This is a genomic window from Rhizobium sp. BK112 (assembly GCF_014193215.1).
Lineage (GTDB): Bacteria > Pseudomonadota > Alphaproteobacteria > Rhizobiales > Rhizobiaceae > Rhizobium > Rhizobium anhuiense.
In genome coordinates this window covers 1-18798 of the sequence record NZ_JACHYZ010000015.1, presented here as the reverse complement: position 1 = coordinate 18798, position 18798 = coordinate 1, and the positions used below count along the sequence as shown (strand labels likewise).

General features: G+C 58.9%; 16 protein-coding genes. 12 read left to right on the top strand and 4 right to left on the bottom strand.

What is annotated here, in order from left to right; all coding sequences use genetic code 11:
• Positions 1-94 precede the first annotated feature (94 nt).
• The 9 genes from FHT75_RS29910 (at position 95) to FHT75_RS29870 (ending at position 9534) form a co-directional block, all read left to right on the top strand.
• Positions 95-940 (top strand): branched-chain amino acid ABC transporter permease, encoded by an 846-nt coding sequence (locus FHT75_RS29910; protein WP_176707320.1) that lies wholly within the window; start codon positions 95-97, stop codon positions 938-940.
• 2 nt (positions 941-942) lie between these two features.
• Complete coding sequence (locus FHT75_RS29905) at positions 943-2685, top strand: ABC transporter permease subunit (RefSeq protein ID WP_063473574.1); 1743 nt, start codon at positions 943-945, stop codon at positions 2683-2685.
• Positions 2675-3382: an ABC transporter ATP-binding protein gene (locus FHT75_RS29900; protein ID WP_047618937.1), complete on the top strand. Its 708-nt coding sequence runs from the start codon at positions 2675-2677 to the stop codon at positions 3380-3382. Before FHT75_RS29905 ends, FHT75_RS29900 begins: the two co-directional genes overlap by 11 nt.
• Before the next feature lie 139 nt (positions 3383-3521).
• Positions 3522-3965, top strand: a complete 444-nt coding sequence (locus FHT75_RS29895) for a cupin domain-containing protein (RefSeq protein ID WP_245294526.1) — start codon at positions 3522-3524, stop codon at positions 3963-3965.
• A 45-nt stretch (positions 3966-4010) separates the two neighbouring features.
• A complete protein-coding gene (gene eno, locus FHT75_RS29890) occupies positions 4011-5327 on the top strand; it encodes a phosphopyruvate hydratase (protein ID WP_047618945.1) in 1317 nt (438 codons plus the stop codon).
• 99 nt (positions 5328-5426) lie between these two features.
• On the top strand, positions 5427-6428 hold the full coding sequence (locus FHT75_RS29885; RefSeq protein ID WP_047618948.1) for a VOC family protein: 1002 nt from the start codon (positions 5427-5429) through the stop codon (positions 6426-6428).
• 59 nt (positions 6429-6487) lie between these two features.
• Positions 6488-7702, top strand: coding sequence for an amino acid ABC transporter substrate-binding protein (locus tag FHT75_RS29880; RefSeq protein WP_029868081.1), 1215 nt, complete (start codon positions 6488-6490; stop codon positions 7700-7702).
• Positions 7703-7810: 108 nt separating this feature from the next.
• Positions 7811-8929 carry an alcohol dehydrogenase catalytic domain-containing protein gene (locus tag FHT75_RS29875; protein WP_176707323.1) on the top strand — a complete coding sequence of 373 codons (1119 nt, stop codon included), beginning with the start codon at positions 7811-7813 and terminating at the stop codon, positions 8927-8929.
• A 53-nt stretch (positions 8930-8982) separates the two neighbouring features.
• Positions 8983-9534 carry an NADPH-dependent FMN reductase gene (locus FHT75_RS29870; protein ID WP_029868078.1) on the top strand — a complete coding sequence of 184 codons (552 nt, stop codon included), beginning with the start codon at positions 8983-8985 and terminating at the stop codon, positions 9532-9534.
• 333 nt (positions 9535-9867) lie between these two features.
• Here FHT75_RS29870 and FHT75_RS29865 read toward each other — a convergent pair whose 3' ends face one another.
• The 4 genes from FHT75_RS29865 to FHT75_RS29850 all read right to left on the bottom strand — a co-directional run bounded on the left by FHT75_RS29865 (position 9868) and on the right by FHT75_RS29850 (position 15800).
• Entirely contained in the window at positions 9868-10848 is a 981-nt protein-coding gene (locus FHT75_RS29865) for a phosphotransferase family protein (RefSeq protein ID WP_176707321.1), read from the bottom strand.
• A 36-nt stretch (positions 10849-10884) separates the two neighbouring features.
• A complete protein-coding gene (locus FHT75_RS29860) occupies positions 10885-11970 on the bottom strand; it encodes a C-terminal binding protein (protein WP_245294527.1) in 1086 nt (361 codons plus the stop codon).
• The gene (ppc, locus tag FHT75_RS29855) at positions 11936-14692 is read right to left on the bottom strand and encodes a phosphoenolpyruvate carboxylase (RefSeq protein WP_029868075.1); all 2757 of its coding nucleotides are present in this window, start codon (positions 14690-14692) and stop codon (positions 11936-11938) included. The genes FHT75_RS29860 and ppc overlap by 35 nt, the downstream gene beginning before the upstream one ends.
• A gap of 181 nt (positions 14693-14873) precedes the next feature.
• Positions 14874-15800 (bottom strand): LysR family transcriptional regulator, encoded by a 927-nt coding sequence (locus FHT75_RS29850; protein ID WP_029868074.1) that lies wholly within the window; start codon positions 15798-15800, stop codon positions 14874-14876.
• Positions 15801-15916: 116 nt separating this feature from the next.
• Here FHT75_RS29850 and FHT75_RS29845 point away from each other — a divergent pair, with 116 nt between their 5' ends.
• From FHT75_RS29845 to FHT75_RS29835, 3 genes are all read left to right on the top strand, one after another.
• Positions 15917-17092, top strand: a complete 1176-nt coding sequence (locus tag FHT75_RS29845) for an acyl-CoA dehydrogenase (RefSeq protein WP_029868073.1) — start codon at positions 15917-15919, stop codon at positions 17090-17092.
• Positions 17093-17151: 59 nt separating this feature from the next.
• Positions 17152-18039: a 3-hydroxybutyryl-CoA dehydrogenase gene (locus FHT75_RS29840; protein ID WP_029868072.1), complete on the top strand. Its 888-nt coding sequence runs from the start codon at positions 17152-17154 to the stop codon at positions 18037-18039.
• Positions 18040-18082: 43 nt separating this feature from the next.
• On the top strand, positions 18083-18798 hold a 716-nt coding region (locus tag FHT75_RS29835; protein ID WP_183845433.1), incomplete at its 3' end, for an NAD(P)/FAD-dependent oxidoreductase.

The following is an 18798-nucleotide window of genomic DNA, read 5'->3' as shown; positions in this document are numbered from 1 at the left end:
GCGAACGTTAGCGCAAACGGGAGGAGGCATAACGTATGGATGTTCTGGTGTTCCTGGAGCCGATCATCGTATCCACAGAAGGACGTGGATCCTGATGACCCTTGCTCTTTTCTTGCAATCGGCTGTCGGTGGCGTCTTGCTGGGTGGGATGTATGGCCTGCTGGCGATGGGCCTCAGCCTGAGCTGGGGCTTGTTGAAGCTGGTGAACCTCAGTCACTTCGCGCTGGCCTTCCTTGGCGCTTACCTGACCTATCAGTTTGGCACCGTTTACGGCGTCCCGGCATATTTGAGCGTTCTGGTGATCGTGCCGCTGTTTTTCGCGCTCGGCGTTGCGCTGCACAGCGTGTTCGTGCGCTTTCAGGTGAAGGAATTCGCGTCTCTCCTGGTGACGTTCGGCGTCACGATCCTGATCGAGTCGCTGATCCAATGGATCTGGTCGGCTGACTTCCTGCGCTATGAAACACCCTATGCCCAGACCACCATCCGGCTCGGTCCGATCTTTGTGCCCGTGCTGGATCTTTCCGCCTTTGTTTGCGCCGGGGTGCTTGCTGGAGCGGCCTGGTACGCGTTGAACAAGACCATGCTCGGCAAGGCGCTGCGTGCGGCCGCCCATGACGCCCCCGTAGCGTCAGCTTTCGGCATCAACTCTGCTCGCGTGTCATATATTCTGGCTGGCCTTTGCTCGGCGACAGCGGGTATCGCGGGTGTCTTCATCGCCCTGATCGGAACTTTGGCACCATCTCAAATCGAGGCCTGGATAGGGGTCGTATTTGCCGTCGCCATCATTGGAGGATTGGGCAGCCCCATCGGTGCGCTGGGCGCCGGAATGCTGATTGGCGTGGCCGAGAGCCTTACAATGTCCGTTGTAAATCCCGCTTGGGCGCCGCTCGTAGCATTCAGCGTGCTCATCGTCATCCTCTTGCGCAAACCGGTGATTTGACAATGAAAAAGCTTCTGATCACGGCGCCTATCGTAGCGGTCCTGGCCTTGCTGCCTTACCTGGGAATGGCGGATTACTACCTTTCCTATCTGTATATCATCTTCTTCTGGGTCGTGCTGGCAACGAGTTGGGGCATCCTGAGCGGTTATACGGGTTACTGGAGTTTTGGTCACGCCGCGTTTTTCGGGATTGGCGTCTACACAACCGCCACGCTGGCGACGCAGTTGTCGTGGCCTTTCGTCGCGACGATACCTGCTGCAGCACTGCTGGCGGCCGCGATCGCCGTTCTGATTGGCTTGGTTGTCTTCCGTTCCGGAACTCTGCGCGGTGAATTCTTCGCGCTGCTGACGCTGTCGGTGACGTTCGTTGTCGCGGCCATTGTGTCAAATACCTCGCTGGACTCGGGCACAGGCGTATTCCTCTCGGGGATCGAAATCCCGATGATCGGTGTGACGGCGTCCGGCTCTCTCTACATGTTCGGGCTTATCGCGGTTCTTGCTTCGCTGGCGACGTCATACTTCATCTTTCACAGCAAATTCGGTCAGGGCTTGCTCGCAATCCACGACGATGAAGACGTTGCAGAGGTGAAAGGCGTTCCGACATTTCGTTATAAGCTGATCTCGTTTGCGGTTTCGTCGGCACTTGCAGGCGGAATGGGTGCGATTCACGCCGTATATGTAGGCTACGTCACTGTTGGCGAGACGTTTGCGGTGACCGTTCCTCTCTATGTGGTGCTTATGAGCATTCTCGGCGGTGCTCGCCATTGGGCCGGGCCTGCGATCGGCGCGGTCATCATCACCGTGCTGCAGAGCGCTATCGTCAGCGGCGCTCATGCGGAATTCGGCCGTGCCGGCGTCGCTCTTGCGCTGATCGTTGTAATCCTCGTGCTGCCGTCCGGCATCGTCCCCAGCCTTATCCGCAGCTTTGCCGGCAGACGCGGCGGAATTGGCGCACCGGAGACGGCTGCCCAGGCCGGTACTCAACTCGCGCCTCTAGCCGCGGCAGGTTCCGATCCGGTGCTTCTCAAATGCGAGAATGTTACCAAATCCTTCGGCGGTATCCGCGCCCTGACCGGCGTCACGCTGGACGTTTGGCGGGGTGAAATCCTGGCTCTGGTTGGGCCGAATGGCTCCGGCAAGTCCACACTGATCAACATGATCAGCGGCCACTACGCCATGACCTCAGGTACGATAACACTGGAAGGCGAGGAGATTTCCGGTCGGTCACCCCATCTGATCGCGCAGCAGGGCGTGGCGCGGACGTACCAGATCCCGCGCTTGTTCGATAATCTGACGGTCCTCGAAAACGTTCAGCTCTGCGCGAAATTTGGTAGCGCAGATGGCATGGGCGCGGCTGCGGTCGACGCGGTTACCAGGGAGGCGCTGGCCTTTACCGGCCTGGCTGGGAAGGCCGGCGTGCTCCCCGCAGCATTGAACCTGCATGACCGAAAGTTTGTCGAATTCGCGAGAGCGCTGGCCGCAAAACCGCGTCTGCTCCTGCTCGATGAGGTGCTCTGTGGCTTGAATCCGGCCGAGGTCGACCACGCGGTTGAAATGATCAAGCGGATCAAGGCTGGCGGTACGACGATCATCTTCGTTGAACACCTCATGCGGGCGGTTGTCGCTTTGGCGGACCGTGTCGCTGTGCTGGATCAGGGTAAAGTTCTGGCGCTTGGGCATCCAAGCGAAACGATGAGAGATCCGGCTGTGGTCAGCGTATATTTGGGGGCCAGTGATGCTGCTTGAGGTCGATAAGATCGAGGTCGGTTATGGAGATGCGATTGCTCTGTGGGACCTGTCCATCGGTGTAAAGCCAGGCGAGATCGTTTCGGTCGTCGGTCCGAACGGGGCGGGCAAGAGCACGCTGGTCAATGCCATCGCCGGAATTCTCCGCCCGCACAAAGGAAAGATCGTTATCGAGGGTAACGATGTTTCCAAGGTGCCGAGCCATCGGGTCTGCGATTACGGCATTGCGGTTGTCCCGGAAGGGCGCCGTCTCTTCACGATGATGACGGTCCTCGACAATCTGTTGCTCGGTGCGTACCGCTCGGTCGCTCGTACGGAGCGCGACGCCACGCTCGCTGAGGTATTTCAGCTTTTCCCTATCCTGAAAGAGCGCCAGGATTCATTGGCGGGTTCCTTGTCGGGTGGGCAGCAGCAAATGGTTGCGATCGGCCGTGGCCTGATGGCCAAGCCGCGCGTGCTTCTCATGGACGAGCCGTCGCTCGGGCTGTCGCCTTTGATCGTCGGGGAAATGTTCAAAATCATCCAGATGATCAATGAGCGAGGCGTAGCGGTGCTGCTCGTCGAGCAGAACGTGAACAAGGCGCTGGAAATTGCCCATCAGGCCTACGTGATCGAGCAAGGTCGCGTGACGGCCTCTGGAGCGCCGGAGGTTCTCATCAATGATCCAAGCATCAGGGAGGCGTATCTTGGTATCTGAAAATTCCAGCGGGAGAGTTCCCGTACATCTTCGGCGCGTCGTGACGGAACACGGCAGTCAGGGTGCTGCCAGGTTCGCTGGGGACGGCGCCGTTCCCCGCACGGACATATTCAGGACGGTCCCTGGATTGGTGTCGCGGATGATCTGGTCGACTTCCGCCTCCACGGCCATCCCATTCAACGGAACCGATCCGACTCCGCTGGTCGCAAGCTTCGTTCCGGAGCCCGGCGAAACGCGCTTTCTAGTGCTAACGTTCCCACCAGATGCTGTTTTTATATCTCCGGATTTCGATGGTCCGGCCGCTCTCGCGGAGAATCTGGCGGTCAGTCCAGGTTTGGCCGAACGCTTCGAGCCGGATGGCAAACATCAAACGCCCACCGTCGATTATGGAATTGTTCTCGACGGCGAGATCTGGATGGAACTCGACGGTGGCAATGAGACCCGTCTGCGCCAGTTCGACGCCTTCGTACAGAACGGCACGCGTCACGCCTGGCGAAACAAGAGCGACAAACCGGCAACCATCGCCGTGGTGCTGGTTGGCGCACGGACCCCCGACCTGACGGATTATGATGACGGCCTGTGAGGCCTGATGATCCAATTTCAATCTGACCTTGTGGACCAACTGAACATGACCAACACCGAAATCCGAAAAGTGCAGGGCCGTCGCGTCTGGGATTCCCGTGGCAGGCCCACCGTTGAGGTAGAGATCGAGCTGGCCTCCGGTGCGACCGGCCGGGCCATTGCACCTGCTGGTGCATCGACCGGCACCGGCGAGGCGCTCGACCTTCGTGACGGCGGCAGCGCCTTTGCCGGCTTGGGGATCAACAAGGCCCTCACTGCCGTCAACGGAGAAATAGCCAAATTGCTGGTTGGCCGGAATGCCAATGATCAAGCCGAGCTGGACAATGCCATCATCGAGCTGGATGGCACCCCGAACCGGAGCAGACTGGGTGGAAATGCATCGGTGGCAACATCGATGGCGTTGCTTCACGCGGCAGCGGCAGCGGCCGACCAACCGATCTGGCGGTATCTCGCGGGTTCCGGCAAGGGGATTACGATGCCACTGCCGGAAATCCAGATTTTTGGAGGTGGAGCGCATGCAGCACGCCGGGTAGACGTCCAGGATTTCATGGTCATGTGCCCTGCTGCCTCGACTTTCGCGGAGGCTTTGGAGTGGACCGCTGAAGTCTACCGCGCGGCAGGCGACATTATGAAACGTGCCGGAAAGCTCCAGGGCGTGGCGGACGAGGGAGGCTATTGGCCTGCCTTCACCAGCAATGAAGAAGCCCTCGATGCCTTGGTGCGTTCGATCGAGGCCGCCGGCCTGAAGCCAGGCGGCGAAGTCGTCATATCGCTCGACATTGCGGCCTCCGAATTCGGTCGTGAGGGTAAGTATTCGCTGGCGTTGGAAGATCGGCAGCTCGATACGGCCGAGATGATCGACATGCTTGGCGGCTGGTTGAAGACCTATCCAATCGTCTCTATCGAGGATCCGCTCGCTGAGGACGATCCGGATGGATTCAAGGCGTTTACCGCTCGCTACGGCTCCAAATGCCAAATCATCGGCGACGACTTCTTCGTGACGAACGCGGCGCGGGTAACCGAAGCGATCAAGGATAAAAGCGCCAATGCGGTTCTGATCAAGCCGAACCAGGCGGGCACGATCACAGAGACGTTCGACGCGCTCTCAGTTGCCAAGAAAGCGGGCTTTCGGACAATTGTTTCGGCCAGATCCGGTGAGACGGAAGATGTGACGATCGCCCATCTGTCGGTCGGCTGGGATGCCAGGCAGCTCAAGGTCGGATCGTTCTCACGCTCCGAGCGGATGGCCAAGTGGAACGAGGTTCTCCGTATTGAGGAGGCCCTTGGAAAAGAGGCTTCGTTCGCCGGCTGGTCGGCGCTAGACTTGGCTGAAAAGCCAGCCGCGGTTGCTGCTGTAGGTTAGATTTTGGATGGGCCGGTTGCGGGTCTCGCTCAATAACAGGCGTTGACAAAAGCGCCGGCCCTTTTATGCTAACGTTAGCAATAAATAGATGAGGATGACATGCTTCCGGCTGTTAATTTGAAACCTCCCTTCAACATCACGCGCTTCAGCCACGTCGTGCTTGAAGTCAATGATGTGGAGCATAGCCGAGATTTCTACCTCAATGTCGGCGGCCTGATTGAAACAGAATTCGCGGAAGGTGTTTCATACCTTCGCGGATTGTCCGAGGCCTGCCATCACAGTCTCGTGCTCGCACCTGCCGGCGGGAAGCCGACGTGCAGGCGGATCGGTTACCGGGTGTTTCTGGAGGAGGACCTCGACAAGGCCAAGTTCTTCTTCGATGAAAAGGGGCTCCCGGCGGAATGGGTCGAAGTTCGAAATCAAGGGCGGACCCTGCTCGTCAGCGACCCGTCGGGCGCTCGCATCGAGCTTTGCTCCAGCATGAGTGTTCATCCCCGTAAGTTCCTCGAGGTGCATGAACATCGCGGCGCCCGAGCCCAGGGGCTTGATCATTGCCAGATCATGGTCGCCGATCCGTTGGGTCTAAGCGCGTTCTACGGCGAACTCGGTTTCCGGACTTCGGAATATATTGCGGCCGGCGACAATCTCATTGCGAACTTCATGTATCGCAAAGGTGTCTGCCTCGATCTGGCGTTGGTGCCGGGCATCGGCCCCCAATTGCATCATTTCGCTTATACGGTTCCCGAAAGCAGCGACATCTTCGCCGTGTGCGATTTTGCCAGCCGTTATGGATATGGCGACAGCGTTGAGCGCGGACCCGGACGCCATGGCCCTTCCGGAGTCCTGTTCGTCTACCTGCGCGATCCCGATGGACACCGGGTGGAGTTCTTCAACAATCACTACACCACGATAGACGCGGAATTGGAGCCCATTCGTTGGGACGCGGCAGCCCTTAGCACCAATGTCCATTGGGGAATGCCGGCCGTCTCGAAGTGGTTCTTCGAGGCAAGCGAATTTACGGGAGTACCGCTGGAGCACCCCGAGACAATGCCGAACCCCATGACGCTGGAACGCTACGCAGAGGGGCTGGCGAAGAGCTGAGACCTGCCGCCGGCGGCAGAGACTGATGATGACATGCCGGAAGCATCTGGGAGGATGAGATGAGTGCGAATTCCATGATACTGAATAGACGAACATTCCTCGGGTCTGCAGCCGCAGTAGCAGCTTTCAGCTCGATGCCGAGGGTTTTTGCCCAGGAAGGGCCGGTCCGCGTCGGCGGAACGCTGCCGTTAACAGGCCCGCTTGCGGGCGTAGGCGCGATCCACAAGCTCGCCGCAGAGGTGTTCGTCGAACAGATCAACGCCAAAGGCGGTATTCTCGGACGAAAGGTGGAATTCGTCCTTCTCGACGACCAATCGCTGCCCGCCAATGCTCGAACGCTCTATGAGCGCCTTGTGACCGCCGATAAGGTCGATCTGCTGATGGGCCCCTATGGCACGTCGTCGATCATCGCAGCAATGGGCGTTGCCGCTCGGTTCAAGAAGATGCTGGTTCAGAGCAGCCTGGGGGACCCGAGTCTCGCGCCCTATCCGCTGCAGTTCCCATCTCTTCCAATCGGCGCCGAGCCGCAATCGGCGGATACCGAGGTTGTTCTCGATGCCTATGCGAGCCTGCCGACCCCTCCCAAGACGATTGCGTTCGTCACGAGCAAATTTCCGTCGGCCCTCACGATCGCCAAGGGCGGCCAGCAAGTTGCCGAGAAGCGTGGCATCAAGAACGTGCTGGACCTTGAATACGAGTTCGGCACCAAGGACTTCGGCGCAATCGCGAACCGCATCAAAGCGGCTGATCCGGATCTGCTGTGGTCTGGTGCGATCGGCATGGAGGCCGTGCAGCTTCTCGATGCAATGGGCCGGATCGACTACCAGCCCAGGAACCAATTCTATCTGTTCCCGGCACCCGGCCCGACCGCAGCTCACCCCAAAGCGAACGGCTTGACCTCGCTGACCTGGTTTGAAGAGCACGAGCCGTTTCTCAGGTATCACGGCGCCCAGGAATTCGTAAGCGCTTATGACAGCAAGGCGAAGGCGGCGGGTTTCCCCTATCCGCGTACGGAGTATCAGGCTGCGGTCGAATATGCTGCGTGGCAAATTCTTGCAGCGGCAGCAGAAGGGGCAGGGAAATTGGACGACGCCGCGATGGCTGCGTGGTTGCGCTCGAATACCGTCGAGACGGTCGTCGGGCCAAGGACTTTCGACGGCAAGTTCAATGCCGGGAAACAATCGACGAAGCTCAAGCAAGTTCAAGGAAAGGATTGGGTGACTGTCTGGCCTGCGGATTTCCGACCGGCTGGGAAGGAGTTCCTGGTCCCCTGACGAATGCCGCTCGGCACTGTGCCGCGCATCTGTCTGAAACTGCAAAAAATGCATTCGGTCGGGCACGGTCCGACCGATGTCCCTATGGAGGAGTTAATGGTTAAGACTATGATCGCCGCTCGGCTGCATGCTCTGCATCAGCCGATGTCGCTGGATGAGATTCCGGTTCCCACGCCCCGGCCCAACGACGTCCTGGTGCAGGTCAGGGCCTGCGGTATCGTGCCCAACATGGCCAACGTCATCAACAATTGGCCAACCTGGTTCCCTCACCAGCCACTGCCGAAGTTTCCGGCAGTGTTTGGCTTGGACCCAGCCGGGGTCGTCGCCGAAGTCGGCGAGGCGGTCACCAATGTCAAAATTGGCGATCGTGTCTATGTAAGCCCTCTCAGATCCTGCGGTTCTTGCAAGGCGTGCCGGTCAGGCAACCGCAGCCAATGCCGCTACTACACCTTGAATGGGTACTTCAGCACCAGTCGCGACGGTCAAAGAATCTTTGATCTTTATCCGTACGGCGGCTTCAGCCAATTCATGACCGCCCCGGAATACTCGCTCGTGTGCCTGCCGGATAATCTCAGCTTCGAGCAGGCCGGCCGCTTCGGTTACCTCGGTACATCCTACGGCGCCCTGAAGAATGCACAGGCTGGACCTGGCCAGGTTTGCCTCATCGACGGGATCACCGGCACGCTTGGCGTCGCGGCAACCAAGCTCAGTCTTGCGATGGGGATCTCCAAAATTCTGGGCACCGGCAGAAGCAGGGAATTGCTGGACCGCGTAAAAGCCATCGCTCCTGACCGCATCGACACCATCATGCTCGGCGAAGGCTCGACCGGAGAATGGGCAAAGGCCCAAACCGGTGGCGAGGGAGTGGATTTCGTTATCAGTGCGCTGGGCGCGAGAGCCCCCGCCGCGACCGTGGTCGACTCCATGCGCGGAGTTCGTCGGGGCGGCCGCGTGGTTGTCGTTGGCGGCGTCGCAGAAGATGTCCCGGTCGACGTGAAGTGGCTGATGGACGAGCAAGTTCAGCTCATCGGCTCGAACTGGTTCAGCGCTGCGCAGGGGCAGGAAATGGCAGACATGGTCCGCACCGGTGTGCTCGACCTGTCGTATCTGGAGCACAAGGTCTATCCGCTTGAGCGGGTGAACGAAGCCATATCAGGCATTGGCGAGCGCGATGGCGGCTTCAGCAACTATGTGGTCGTTCCTCCGGTCCCTGCCTCCTATCAATAACAATCACCGGCGCCGGCTATCGCCGGCGCGTCCCTCACGCGAGAAGAGAGAACATGTCCAAGAAAGATATCGCGGTCCTGGTCGGAAGCCTTCGTCAGGCCTCGATCAACCTGAAGTTCGCCCGTGCAATGCAGAAAGTGGCGCCCGACGGACTGAACCTGGAAATCGTACCGATCGGCGACCTTCCGCTCTATAACCAGGACTTGGAGACGGAGACGCCGCCGACGGAATGGACATCCTTCCGCGAGCGCATCAAGGCTTGCGATGGCGCAATCTTCGTGACGCCTGAATACAATAGATCCGTACCCGCGGCATTGAAGAACGCGATCGAAGTCGGTTCTCGCCCGTTCGGGAAAAGCGTGTGGGATCACAAGCCCGGTGCGGTGACCGGAGCTTCTCCCGGTCTCATTGGCGGCGCAGCCGCGGCACTTCAGCTCAGGGTTATCCTGACCAACATCAACGTGCCGACCATGCCCCAGCCTGAAGTTTACCTCAGCACGGCCGACAAATTAGTGGGCGATCACGGTGTGTTCCTCAATGAAGGAACCCAGAAGTTCATCGAGAGCTTCCTGGTCGCTTTCGAAAGCTGGGTCGCTCGGTTCTGAGCCGAAGCAGATGTGAAGCTTTTATCCGCCATCGCGAGACCAGCGCGATGGCTTTTTATGCTCTCTTTTAATGAATGCGCCGCTTTCCCGATGAGCCCGGTATTTTCACGGGCGAAGCCTCAGCTGACAGGCGAAACCTCAGCGCCGTATGCTGCTCGATCGCCCGATGTGACGCACAAGCGCCGCGTCGGGAGTATCATGTCGGTTTTGTCGTGGTGATGGGAATTCTCGCCCGCAAGTCGTTGTTTCGCTCTTCTGACCATTTCACAAGGGCCGCGCGGTTATCGGCGCAGCGGCAAAGAAAAATGCCGCTGCCTGAGGAGTGGGGTTCCGTTATGGAAACCAGGCCTGCGCCACGTCAGCCAACTTTCGCCGAGGCGATGCGATCAGCGGGATGGCGACTTTGCGGACCGTTTCGCGCTGGCATTCGTCGGTTATGTATTCGACGGGCGATTTGCCGTCGACCCGGGCGAGGAAGAGAGCGGGCAACAAGCTTGCGGCCCGAGCCTCGAGAGCGTCTCGATCCTCCCAGTCGACCTGATCCAGGTAGGCTGCCGTCAACGCCGCGAATGACGATGCGAGCTCAGATGCCGCCTTTCCAGCGATGACCTTCTTCAGCAATAGATGGTTGAGGCAGAAGGCCAGGTCGAAAGCCGGGTCGCCAAACCAGGCGCATTCGGCATCCAGGAACACAGGGCCGTTCTTGCCCAAAAGGATGTTCTTCGGGCTGACGTCGCCGTGGACAAGCGCCAGCTTCGTTTCGGCCGTGCGCTGAACCAGTTCTGCGAGGCGGTCGCTGACGAAGGGATGTTTGGCGGCGGTCGCCACCAGATAGGGCTCAAGCCGAAGCGCATAGAAATTCGATCCGGAGTCGAACTTTTCTGGCAACCCCGATATACGGGCACTGACAGAATGGATCTGTCCAATCCGCCGACCCGTTAGCTCTGCCGCTTTTCGGTCAACGCTCCCGTGGAGCAGGTCGGTCTTCCACAGCGGATACTGATCGCCGGGAAGAAACTCCATTGCGAAGACGCCAGACAACGCGTCGTGTGCGAGAGGCTTCGGAACGGCAGAAGGGAAGTGCTGCGCCACGAAGGAAATCCAGTTCCATTCGTACACATTTCTCGACACCGGCGCCTGCCAATCGGCGGATACCTTGAGCTTGGCAAGTGCGCGTTTCACACAGATGAGCCGGCCGGGAAGCTCCACACGGTAGATATCTGAAGAAACACCACCCGTCAGCGGCTTGTAGATCGCCTCCTCGGAAGCGCTCCTCAAACCGTTCTTCAGCAAGAACTCATCGAAAGTCGTCATCTCATATACAGACATGAACCCAGTGTCCTTGCAGTATTAGCGGCGGGGGCTGTTGCGGGGTTGTTCAGGCTTCTCTCCGCAGAGAACCCTGACGACCTCCTCCGCCGCCCGGCGACGCAACTCGATCAGCGAAGCATCCGAGGAGAAGGCGACGTGCGGAGTGATCATCGCGCCGGGATGAGCGATCAGCTCCGGTGGGACGCGTGGTTCATCCTCAAGGACATCGAGGCCGACGCCGCTCAGAATGCCGGAGTCCAAGCCTTCGATCACGGCGGCAGTTTCGACAACGCCGCCTCGGCTGACATTGATCAGCAGGCTTCCACGGCGCATCTTCGAGATGGCGTCCCTGTTGATCAGGTGGTGCGTCGCAGGCGCAAGCGGCGCATGGACGATGACGATATCGCTCTTGGCCAGAAGCGTATCGAAGTCGGCGAGCTCCACATCTGCAGGAATATTCGAGGCATGGGGATCGTAGGCTAGCACCCGGCATCCGAGCGCCTGCATTTTCGCGCCGGTCGCACGACCGATGCGGCCAAAGCCAACGATGCCGCAGGCCAGGTCCGAAAGCCTGCGGAGATTTGCCGAAGCCGGGTCCCAGCGCCCGTCGCGAACTTCGCGATCGAAGTGGATCAGGCCACGGGCCCAGGCAATCGCAAAACCGACAGCGTGGTCAGACACTTCTGCAACGCAATAATCGGGAACATTCGTGACCCATATCCCCCGCTCCGTCGCCGCCTCGACTGCAATATTGTCCAGGCCAACTCCGAGACGAGCGACGATCTTGAGGTTAGGAGACGCAGCAATTGCCGTCTCGCTGACTTGAGCCCAGCAGGTCAGAATCGCGTCCGGCTGATGCTTTGCAGCCAAAGCGTCGATCTCAGCAGGCGGAGATGGCTCGGCCGGACCGCTGACGAGGATGAACCCGGCCCGCTCGATTACCTCCCGCTCCACTTTGTCATCCGGCCAGGCGTAGTCCGTCAACAGCACGGTCCGTGTCATGAATTTCCTCCCAGTTTGTGCGAACGTTAGCGCGGCAATTTTATCGAGGTCAAGAAAAATAGGCTTACGCCATCCGCATTGGCGCTCGTTACCCGCTGTTTCGCAGCCCTGCTGCAATTCCATTGATGGTCAGGTGCAGCGCCTCTTCAGTGTCCTGATCGCCTTCTCCGGCACGGTGGCGGCGAAGAAGGTCGATCTGCATGTGGTTAAGCGGATCGAGGCAAGGAAAGCGATGATGGATCGACTGCTTGAGTGCCGGATTATTCTCAAGCAGCGAGGCCTGATCCGTTATGGAAAATAGCGCAGCTGTCGTCGCTTCCCATTCGTCTTTTATGCGTGCGAAAATTTTCTCATGGGTGGATGCATCAGGAGTGAGGCCCACATACCGCGCCGCGATCGCCATGTTGGTCTTGGCCAACACCATCTCCATGTTCGCAATGAGTGTCTGGAAGAAAGGCCAGTCCCGGTGCATTCCCTGAAGAATTTGCAATCCGTCGCGGTGTCCGGCCAGCCATTGTCGCACGGCCGAACCGAATCCAAACCAACCCGGCAACATCATGCGGCTCTGCGACCAGCCGAACACCCAGGGTATCGCACGCAGGTCTTCGATGCGACGTGACGAGTTGCGTGAGGCTGGGCGGCTGCCAATGTTCAGTTTTGCGATTTCGCCGATGATCGTTGCTTCCCAGAAGAACCGCTCAAATCCCTCAGTCTCGTAAACCAAACGGCGATAGGCGCCAAAGGCCAGGTCGGACAGTTCCTCCATGGCGCCAAGATATTCGGGATCCGGCTCTTGCGCGTCGGAAGGCAGCAGGGACGCTTCCAGCGTCGCGGCTATAAGAAGTTCGAGATTCCGACGACCTAGTGCCGGATTGGAATATTTCGCCGCAATGACTTCACCTTGCTCCGTCAGCCGGATCGATCCGGCAACCGCGCCAGGGGGCAGGGCGGTGATGGCTTCATAGCTTGGGCCGCCACCGCGGCCCACGGAGCCGCCGCGACCGTGAAACAAGCTGAGGCGAACGCCTTCACGCTCAAAGAGCTGGATGAAGGACGTTTCTGCCTTATAAAGTTCCCATCCCGAAGTCAGATAACCGCCATCCTTGTTGCTGTCCGAATAGCCGAGCATAATTTCCTGTTTGCCGCCGAGCGCTTCCACATATGTCCGATAGGCTTCGACGGCCAAAACTGTTTGCATCACGTCATGCGACCTTCGAAGATCCGAGATCGTTTCGAAAAGCGGTATGATGTTGATTGACGCCGCTTCGGGCTCATCGGGCCGGAACAGCCCCGCCTCACGGAACAGGACCATGACCTCCAGAAGGTCGGAAGGGCTTCCGGCCTTCGAAATGATGTAATTGGGGATGCTGACGCGGCCATAGTGCTTATGGGCTTCGGCAGCTTCCCGCAGAACGGAAAGCTCCGACGCCGTCTCGGCCGAATAAGTCCTGAGCGGTGTCATCAGCAACTGGGAAGACCGTAGTTCCTCGGTGAGCAAGCGGATCTTATCACTCTCGGCTAACGCCTCGTAACGTGTGCCAGGCCGCACGTTCTCGAAAAGCTCATGAACAACCCGTTGATGAACCTCGGAATTCTGTCTCAAATCCAGACTGACAAGGTGAAAACCGAAGACGTCTACGGCGCGTTGGAGCCTGCGCAGTTTTCCGGTGGCGATCTTTTCTGCGCCATTGGCTGCCAGGGATTTGCTGATCGTCGCCAAGTCTTTGGCGAATTCGGCAGGGCACAGGTAGGAAGGGGCGGCCGCCACAGGTTCGCGAACCAGTTCCGTGCTGCCGAACTTACGTGCCGTGGCCGACAGGCGAGCATACATGCCCGATATCGCCAGGCGATATGGCTCGTGTCGGCGCCGCTCCGATCTGTCGGGGGAGTCGGTCGCGAGGCGCTGAAGCTCCTGCGAGACTTTCACATACCGGTCATCCAAGGAAAGTTCGGCGCCAAGGCTATGCAGTTCGCCGAGATAGAACGAGAAAACTCTCTCACTCTGCAAGCAGAGCGCCTCCCTCAGGGTTTCACCGTTAACATAGGGATTGCCATCCCGGTCGCCACCGATCCAGGAACCCATGCGCAGGAATGGCGGCAGCGCGCCCTCGCCGAAACTCCAGGGGGAGTCTCGCAGCTGATTTTCGAGAATCTCGTACACCTCCGGGATCACCCGGAAAATGGTGCTGTCGTAATAGGACAAGCCATTGAGGATTTCATCCACGACTTGAAGCCGCCGCCCCCGAAGGCTGTTCGTTTGCCAAAGCGTCGTCGTCGCCCTCTCCAAATCCTCCTTATGCCGACCTATCTCCTGCTCAATCAGGCCGGCTTGGTCGAGCTCAGTCAGGCATCGTGCAAGCTCCTGCTCGATTTCGATAACGCTCTTCCGCCGAACCTCGGTGGGGTGCGCTGTGAAAACGGGCGAGACGACCGCTTCAAGAAGCAGTTTGCGGATATCTTCCGCCTCTACCCCCGCCGCAGCCAGAACGGAAAGCGATCTGGCAATTGTTCCCGGCATGGCAGGTTCATGATCGACGATGCTGAAGCGCTGCATCCTGGCTTGGTGTGCGTCTTCGGCAATGTTCACGAGTTGAGAGAACTGGCTGAATGCGCGGATCACGCGCTTGAGGGTCCGGGGAGGCATTTCTGCACAAAAGAGGGCGAGCTTGTCGTTCAAGTGCCGGCCGGTCTTTCTATGGCCGGCAACCGAGAGAGTGCGGACCTGCTCCACGATCTCACGGGCCTCCTCGCCGTCGCTTGTTTCGATAGCCTCGCACAGCAGGCGGCCGAGCAGCCGAACGTCCTTCACCAGGGCCCTGCTGGCCATCAGGCGTTTCCCCTGCATGCTTGCTTTGCGTAATTGAAGGTGCAAATGTGCATTCCTTGTGCTAACGTTAGCATAAATTGGCAGGATTTAACCGAGGAGTCAAGCAACACGCGCAAACGAACATGAGCGAGAAGCCGAACGAGCGACGAAGCCCCTGACGATATTCCAGATTATCGAAGGTGTCTCAGGTGCGGCTTGATCAACCGCCGCCATCTGCCGATCCGCCTTCCTGGTAACGCGCGACCTCGTCCAGCAGCCATGCGCGGAACGCCACGACAGGACGGAAGTCCTTCCTGCTCAGAGGCGCGACCGCATAATAGGCGCTGGTGCTTTTGACCTGATGTGGAAAGGCTTGAACGAGCTGGCCATTTGCGAGTTCGGAGTCGATGAGGAAAAGCGGCATCAACGCGAGCCCCAGTCCGGCAATGCAGGCTTGGGCCACGTTGCTGAACTGTTCGAACCGCATGGCCTGCGATGGGGTGCCGTTAACCTGGAGGCTTTCAAAAAAATGGCTCCAAGCCCCGGGACGGGACGCCATCTGCAGCAGCGGCAGGCGAAGCAGATCTTCGGCCCTCACGATGGGATGTGAACTGAGAAAAGACGGGGACGCGATCGGTGCAACCATCTCTTCCATAAGAAATATGCTTTCCGTACCGGGCCAATCGGGCTGGCCGATATGAATCGCCATATCTATGTCGTCGCGGTCGAAATCGAACACGCCTATGCGCGTGGCGAAGTTCAACGTGATCTCCGGGTGTCTAGCGACAAATCGCGGAATGCGTGGCATCAGCCAGCGGGTGCCGAATGTCGGCAAGATGGCAAGATTGAGCTGATCGCTATGTTGTTTGGTCATGGCCTGCAGCGAAGCGGAACGGATTTCCGCCAAAGCGCTGGCAATAGCCCGGGCATAGTCTGTGCCCGCCTCCGTGAGGTTGACGCCACGGCTAGTGCGCTCGAACAGTAAAACGCCGAGTTGTTCTTCCAGCGCTGCGATCTGCCGACTGATCGCTCCCTGCGTCAGGGAAAGCTCCTGTGCTGCCGCAGAGAAGGTGCCCAGCCGCGCGACGGAATCGAACGCTGCGAGAGCCGAGGTGGAGGGAAGGAGCCTTCGCGAGAGGTTTGCCATGCGCTATTACTATAGCTCATAGGCCGATGAGTAAACCTCGCTTTCTCAGTCGTGAAAAAACAGCTTTAATTCCGTCAAATTCGAACTGCCAAAACCTCAACGGGAGGACGACGATCTTGGCCTTTTCTTGGAACGACCCTTTTCTGCTCGACGACCAGCTGACCGAAGATGAACGGATGATCCGCGAGTCCGCTGCGGCTTTCGCAGAATCTGAACTCTTGCCGCGCGTTGAGGACGCCTATCTCGAAGAAGCGACCGACCCGGAGCTGTTCAGGTTGATGGGGCGGACGGGCCTTCTTGGGGTGACGCTGCCTGAAGAATACGGGGCCGCGAACGCATCCTACGTTGCCTATGGTCTGGTCGCCCGCGAGGTCGAGCGTATCGACTCCGGATATCGTTCGATGATGAGCGTGCAGTCCTCGCTGGTCATCTATCCGATCTTCGCCTACGGCTCCGACGAGCAAAAGAAGAAGTATCTGCCGGGCCTCGTTTCGGGTGAACTGATCGGCTGTTTCGGCCTGACCGAGCCCGACGCGGGCTCGGATCCCGGCGGTATGAAAACCCGTGCCGAGAAAATCGAGGGCGGCTACCGATTGCGCGGCTCGAAGACGTGGATCTCGAACTCGCCGATTGCGGATGTCTTCGTCGTCTGGGCAAAATCTGAGGCTCACAACAATGAAATACGCGGCTTTGTTCTCGAAAAGGGCATGAGGGGCCTTTCGGCTCCAAAAATTGGTGGCAAGCTTTCGCTGCGCGCCTCGATCACGGGCGAAATCGTGATGGACGGTGTCGAAGTCACCGAGGATGCGCTTCTGCCCGGCGTTTCCGGTCTCAAGGGGCCGTTTGGCTGCCTCAACCGCGCCCGTTACGGCATCTCCTGGGGTGTTATGGGAGCTGCCGAGGACTGCTGGTTCCGCGCTCGTCAATACGGCCTGGACCGCAAACAGTTCGGGAAACCGCTAGCAGGGATGCAGCTTTATCAAAAGAAGCTCGCCGATATGATGACCGAAATCACGCTCGGACTGCAGGGCTCGCTTCGCGTTGGCCGGCTGATGGATGAGCACAAGATGGCCCCGGAAATGGTCTCGATCGTCAAGCGCAACAACTGCGGAAAGGCGCTTGAGATGGCGCGGCAAGCCCGGGATATGCATGGCGGCAACGGCATTCAGATCGAGTATCACGTCATGCGCCACGCGCAGAACTTGGAGACGGTCAACACATACGAAGGGACCCATGACGTCCATGCCCTGATCCTTGGGCGTGCTCAGACAGGCCTCCAGGCGTTTTCCTAATTCCCGATAGTCTATTCGGCACAGGCCGTCCTTTAACCTCCGGATTAACGCGAGGCAGCATGCCTATAGTGGATAAGATTTCTACCGTCGCCGTCATCGGTGCTGGACAGATGGGTACTGGGATCGCGGAAGTCGTGGCGAAACACGGGTATGAGGCACTGATTTACGATCTCGACAAAAGTCGAATTCGCGCGAGCATCGAGGCGAGCGCCGGATATTTCGGGCGCCAAGCGGAAACCGGCAAAATGCCGGGCGAGGCGGTTGAGCAGGCGATCTCCCGAATAAAGGGAGCGTTCTCCCTGTCGGATCTGGCGAGCGCCGATTTGGTTGTCGAAGCGGTGAGCGAGAATGAAGACCTCAAGAGGAAGGTCTTTACGGATGTGTGCACTGTCCTGAAGCCCGACGCGATCCTGGCGACGAACACATCGTCGCTCTCCATAACGCGGCTCGCCGCGTCAACCGACAGGCCCAATCATTTTATAGGGATGCACTTCATGAATCCCGTACCTGTTATGAAGCTCGTAGAGCTGGTTCGCGGCATCGGAACGGATCAAGAGACGTTTGCCATAGCCAAGGATTTCGCCGAATCCATCGGCAAAACGGTCACCGTCTCCGAGGATTTTCCGGCCTTCATCGTAAATCGTATCCTGATCCCCATGATCAACGAAGCGATCTACACCCTGTATGAGGGTGTTGGAAACGTGGAAGCCATAGACATCGGCATGAAACTCGGCGCCAATCATCCGATGGGGCCACTCGAACTGGCGGATTTCATCGGTTTGGACACATGCCTTTCCATCATGCAGGTCCTTCACGAAGGGTTGGCTGATAGCAAATACCGTCCGTGCCCGCTGTTGGTCAAATACGTCGAGGCCGGGTGGCTCGGTCGCAAAGCACAACGCGGGTTCTACGACTACAGGTACGTTCCAGCTCGACCAACTCGCTGATCCCCATCTCATCCCCAACATCGAGATTTATCAGGCATTTATCATGACCGAAGAACACGCAGACGAAAATCGCGAGAGCATGGAATTCGACGTTGTGATCGTCGGCGCCGGTCCGGCCGGTCTTGCGGCGGCGATCCGGCTGAAGCAGGTCAATCCGGAGCTCTCGGTCGTCGTGCTGGAGAAGGGCTCTGAGGTCGGGGCGCATATTCTGTCGGGCGCCGTCGTCGATCCGATCGGCATCGACCGGCTGCTGCCCGGCTGGCGTGAGGAGGAGGGGCACCCGTTCAAGACCGAGGTCAGCGCCGATCACTTCCTGCTGCTCGGCCCGGCCGGCTCTGTTCGCCTGCCGAATGTGCTGATGCCGCCGCTGATGAACAATCACGGCAATTACATCGTCTCGCTCGGCAACGTCTGTCGCTGGCTGGCGAGCAAGGCCGAAGAACTCGGCGTCGAGATCTATCCGGGCTTTGCCGCCACCGAAGTGCTCTACAATGACGAAGGCGCGGTGATCGGTGTCGCCACCGGCGACATGGGCATCGAGAAGAACGGCGAGCCTGGACCCAACTATACCCGCGGCATGGAGCTGCTCGGCAAATATACCCTGATCGGCGAGGGCGTGCGCGGCTCGCTCGCCAAGCAGCTGATCGCCAAGTTCGATCTGCAGAAGGATCGTGAACCGCAGAAGTTCGGCATCGGCGTCAAGGAACTCTGGCAGGTCAAGCCCGAGCATCACCGGCCTGGCCTGGTGCAGCACTCCTT

What these genes read in the sequence shown, in the direction of transcription:
- FHT75_RS29900 (WP_047618937.1), top strand. Translation starts at nt 2,675, where the DNA reads ATGCTGCTTGAGGTCGATAAGATCGAGGTCGGTTATGGAGATGCGATT.
- FHT75_RS29895 (WP_245294526.1), top strand. Translation starts at nt 3,522, where the DNA reads ATGATCTGGTCGACTTCCGCCTCCACGGCCATCCCATTCAACGGAACC.
- FHT75_RS29880 (WP_029868081.1), top strand. Translation starts at nt 6,488, where the DNA reads ATGAGTGCGAATTCCATGATACTGAATAGACGAACATTCCTCGGGTCT.
- FHT75_RS29875 (WP_176707323.1), top strand. Translation starts at nt 7,811, where the DNA reads ATGATCGCCGCTCGGCTGCATGCTCTGCATCAGCCGATGTCGCTGGAT.
- FHT75_RS29910 (WP_176707320.1), top strand. Translation starts at nt 95, where the DNA reads ATGACCCTTGCTCTTTTCTTGCAATCGGCTGTCGGTGGCGTCTTGCTG.
- ppc (WP_029868075.1), bottom strand. Translation starts at nt 14,692, where the DNA reads ATGCAGGGGAAACGCCTGATGGCCAGCAGGGCCCTGGTGAAGGACGTT.
- eno (WP_047618945.1), top strand. Translation starts at nt 4,011, where the DNA reads ATGACCAACACCGAAATCCGAAAAGTGCAGGGCCGTCGCGTCTGGGAT.
- FHT75_RS29885 (WP_047618948.1), top strand. Translation starts at nt 5,427, where the DNA reads ATGCTTCCGGCTGTTAATTTGAAACCTCCCTTCAACATCACGCGCTTC.
- FHT75_RS29870 (WP_029868078.1), top strand. Translation starts at nt 8,983, where the DNA reads ATGTCCAAGAAAGATATCGCGGTCCTGGTCGGAAGCCTTCGTCAGGCC.
- FHT75_RS29865 (WP_176707321.1), bottom strand. Translation starts at nt 10,848, where the DNA reads ATGACGACTTTCGATGAGTTCTTGCTGAAGAACGGTTTGAGGAGCGCT.
- FHT75_RS29850 (WP_029868074.1), bottom strand. Translation starts at nt 15,800, where the DNA reads ATGGCAAACCTCTCGCGAAGGCTCCTTCCCTCCACCTCGGCTCTCGCA.
- FHT75_RS29840 (WP_029868072.1), top strand. Translation starts at nt 17,152, where the DNA reads ATGCCTATAGTGGATAAGATTTCTACCGTCGCCGTCATCGGTGCTGGA.
- FHT75_RS29905 (WP_063473574.1), top strand. Translation starts at nt 943, where the DNA reads ATGAAAAAGCTTCTGATCACGGCGCCTATCGTAGCGGTCCTGGCCTTG.
- FHT75_RS29860 (WP_245294527.1), bottom strand. Translation starts at nt 11,970, where the DNA reads ATGGAATTGCAGCAGGGCTGCGAAACAGCGGGTAACGAGCGCCAATGC.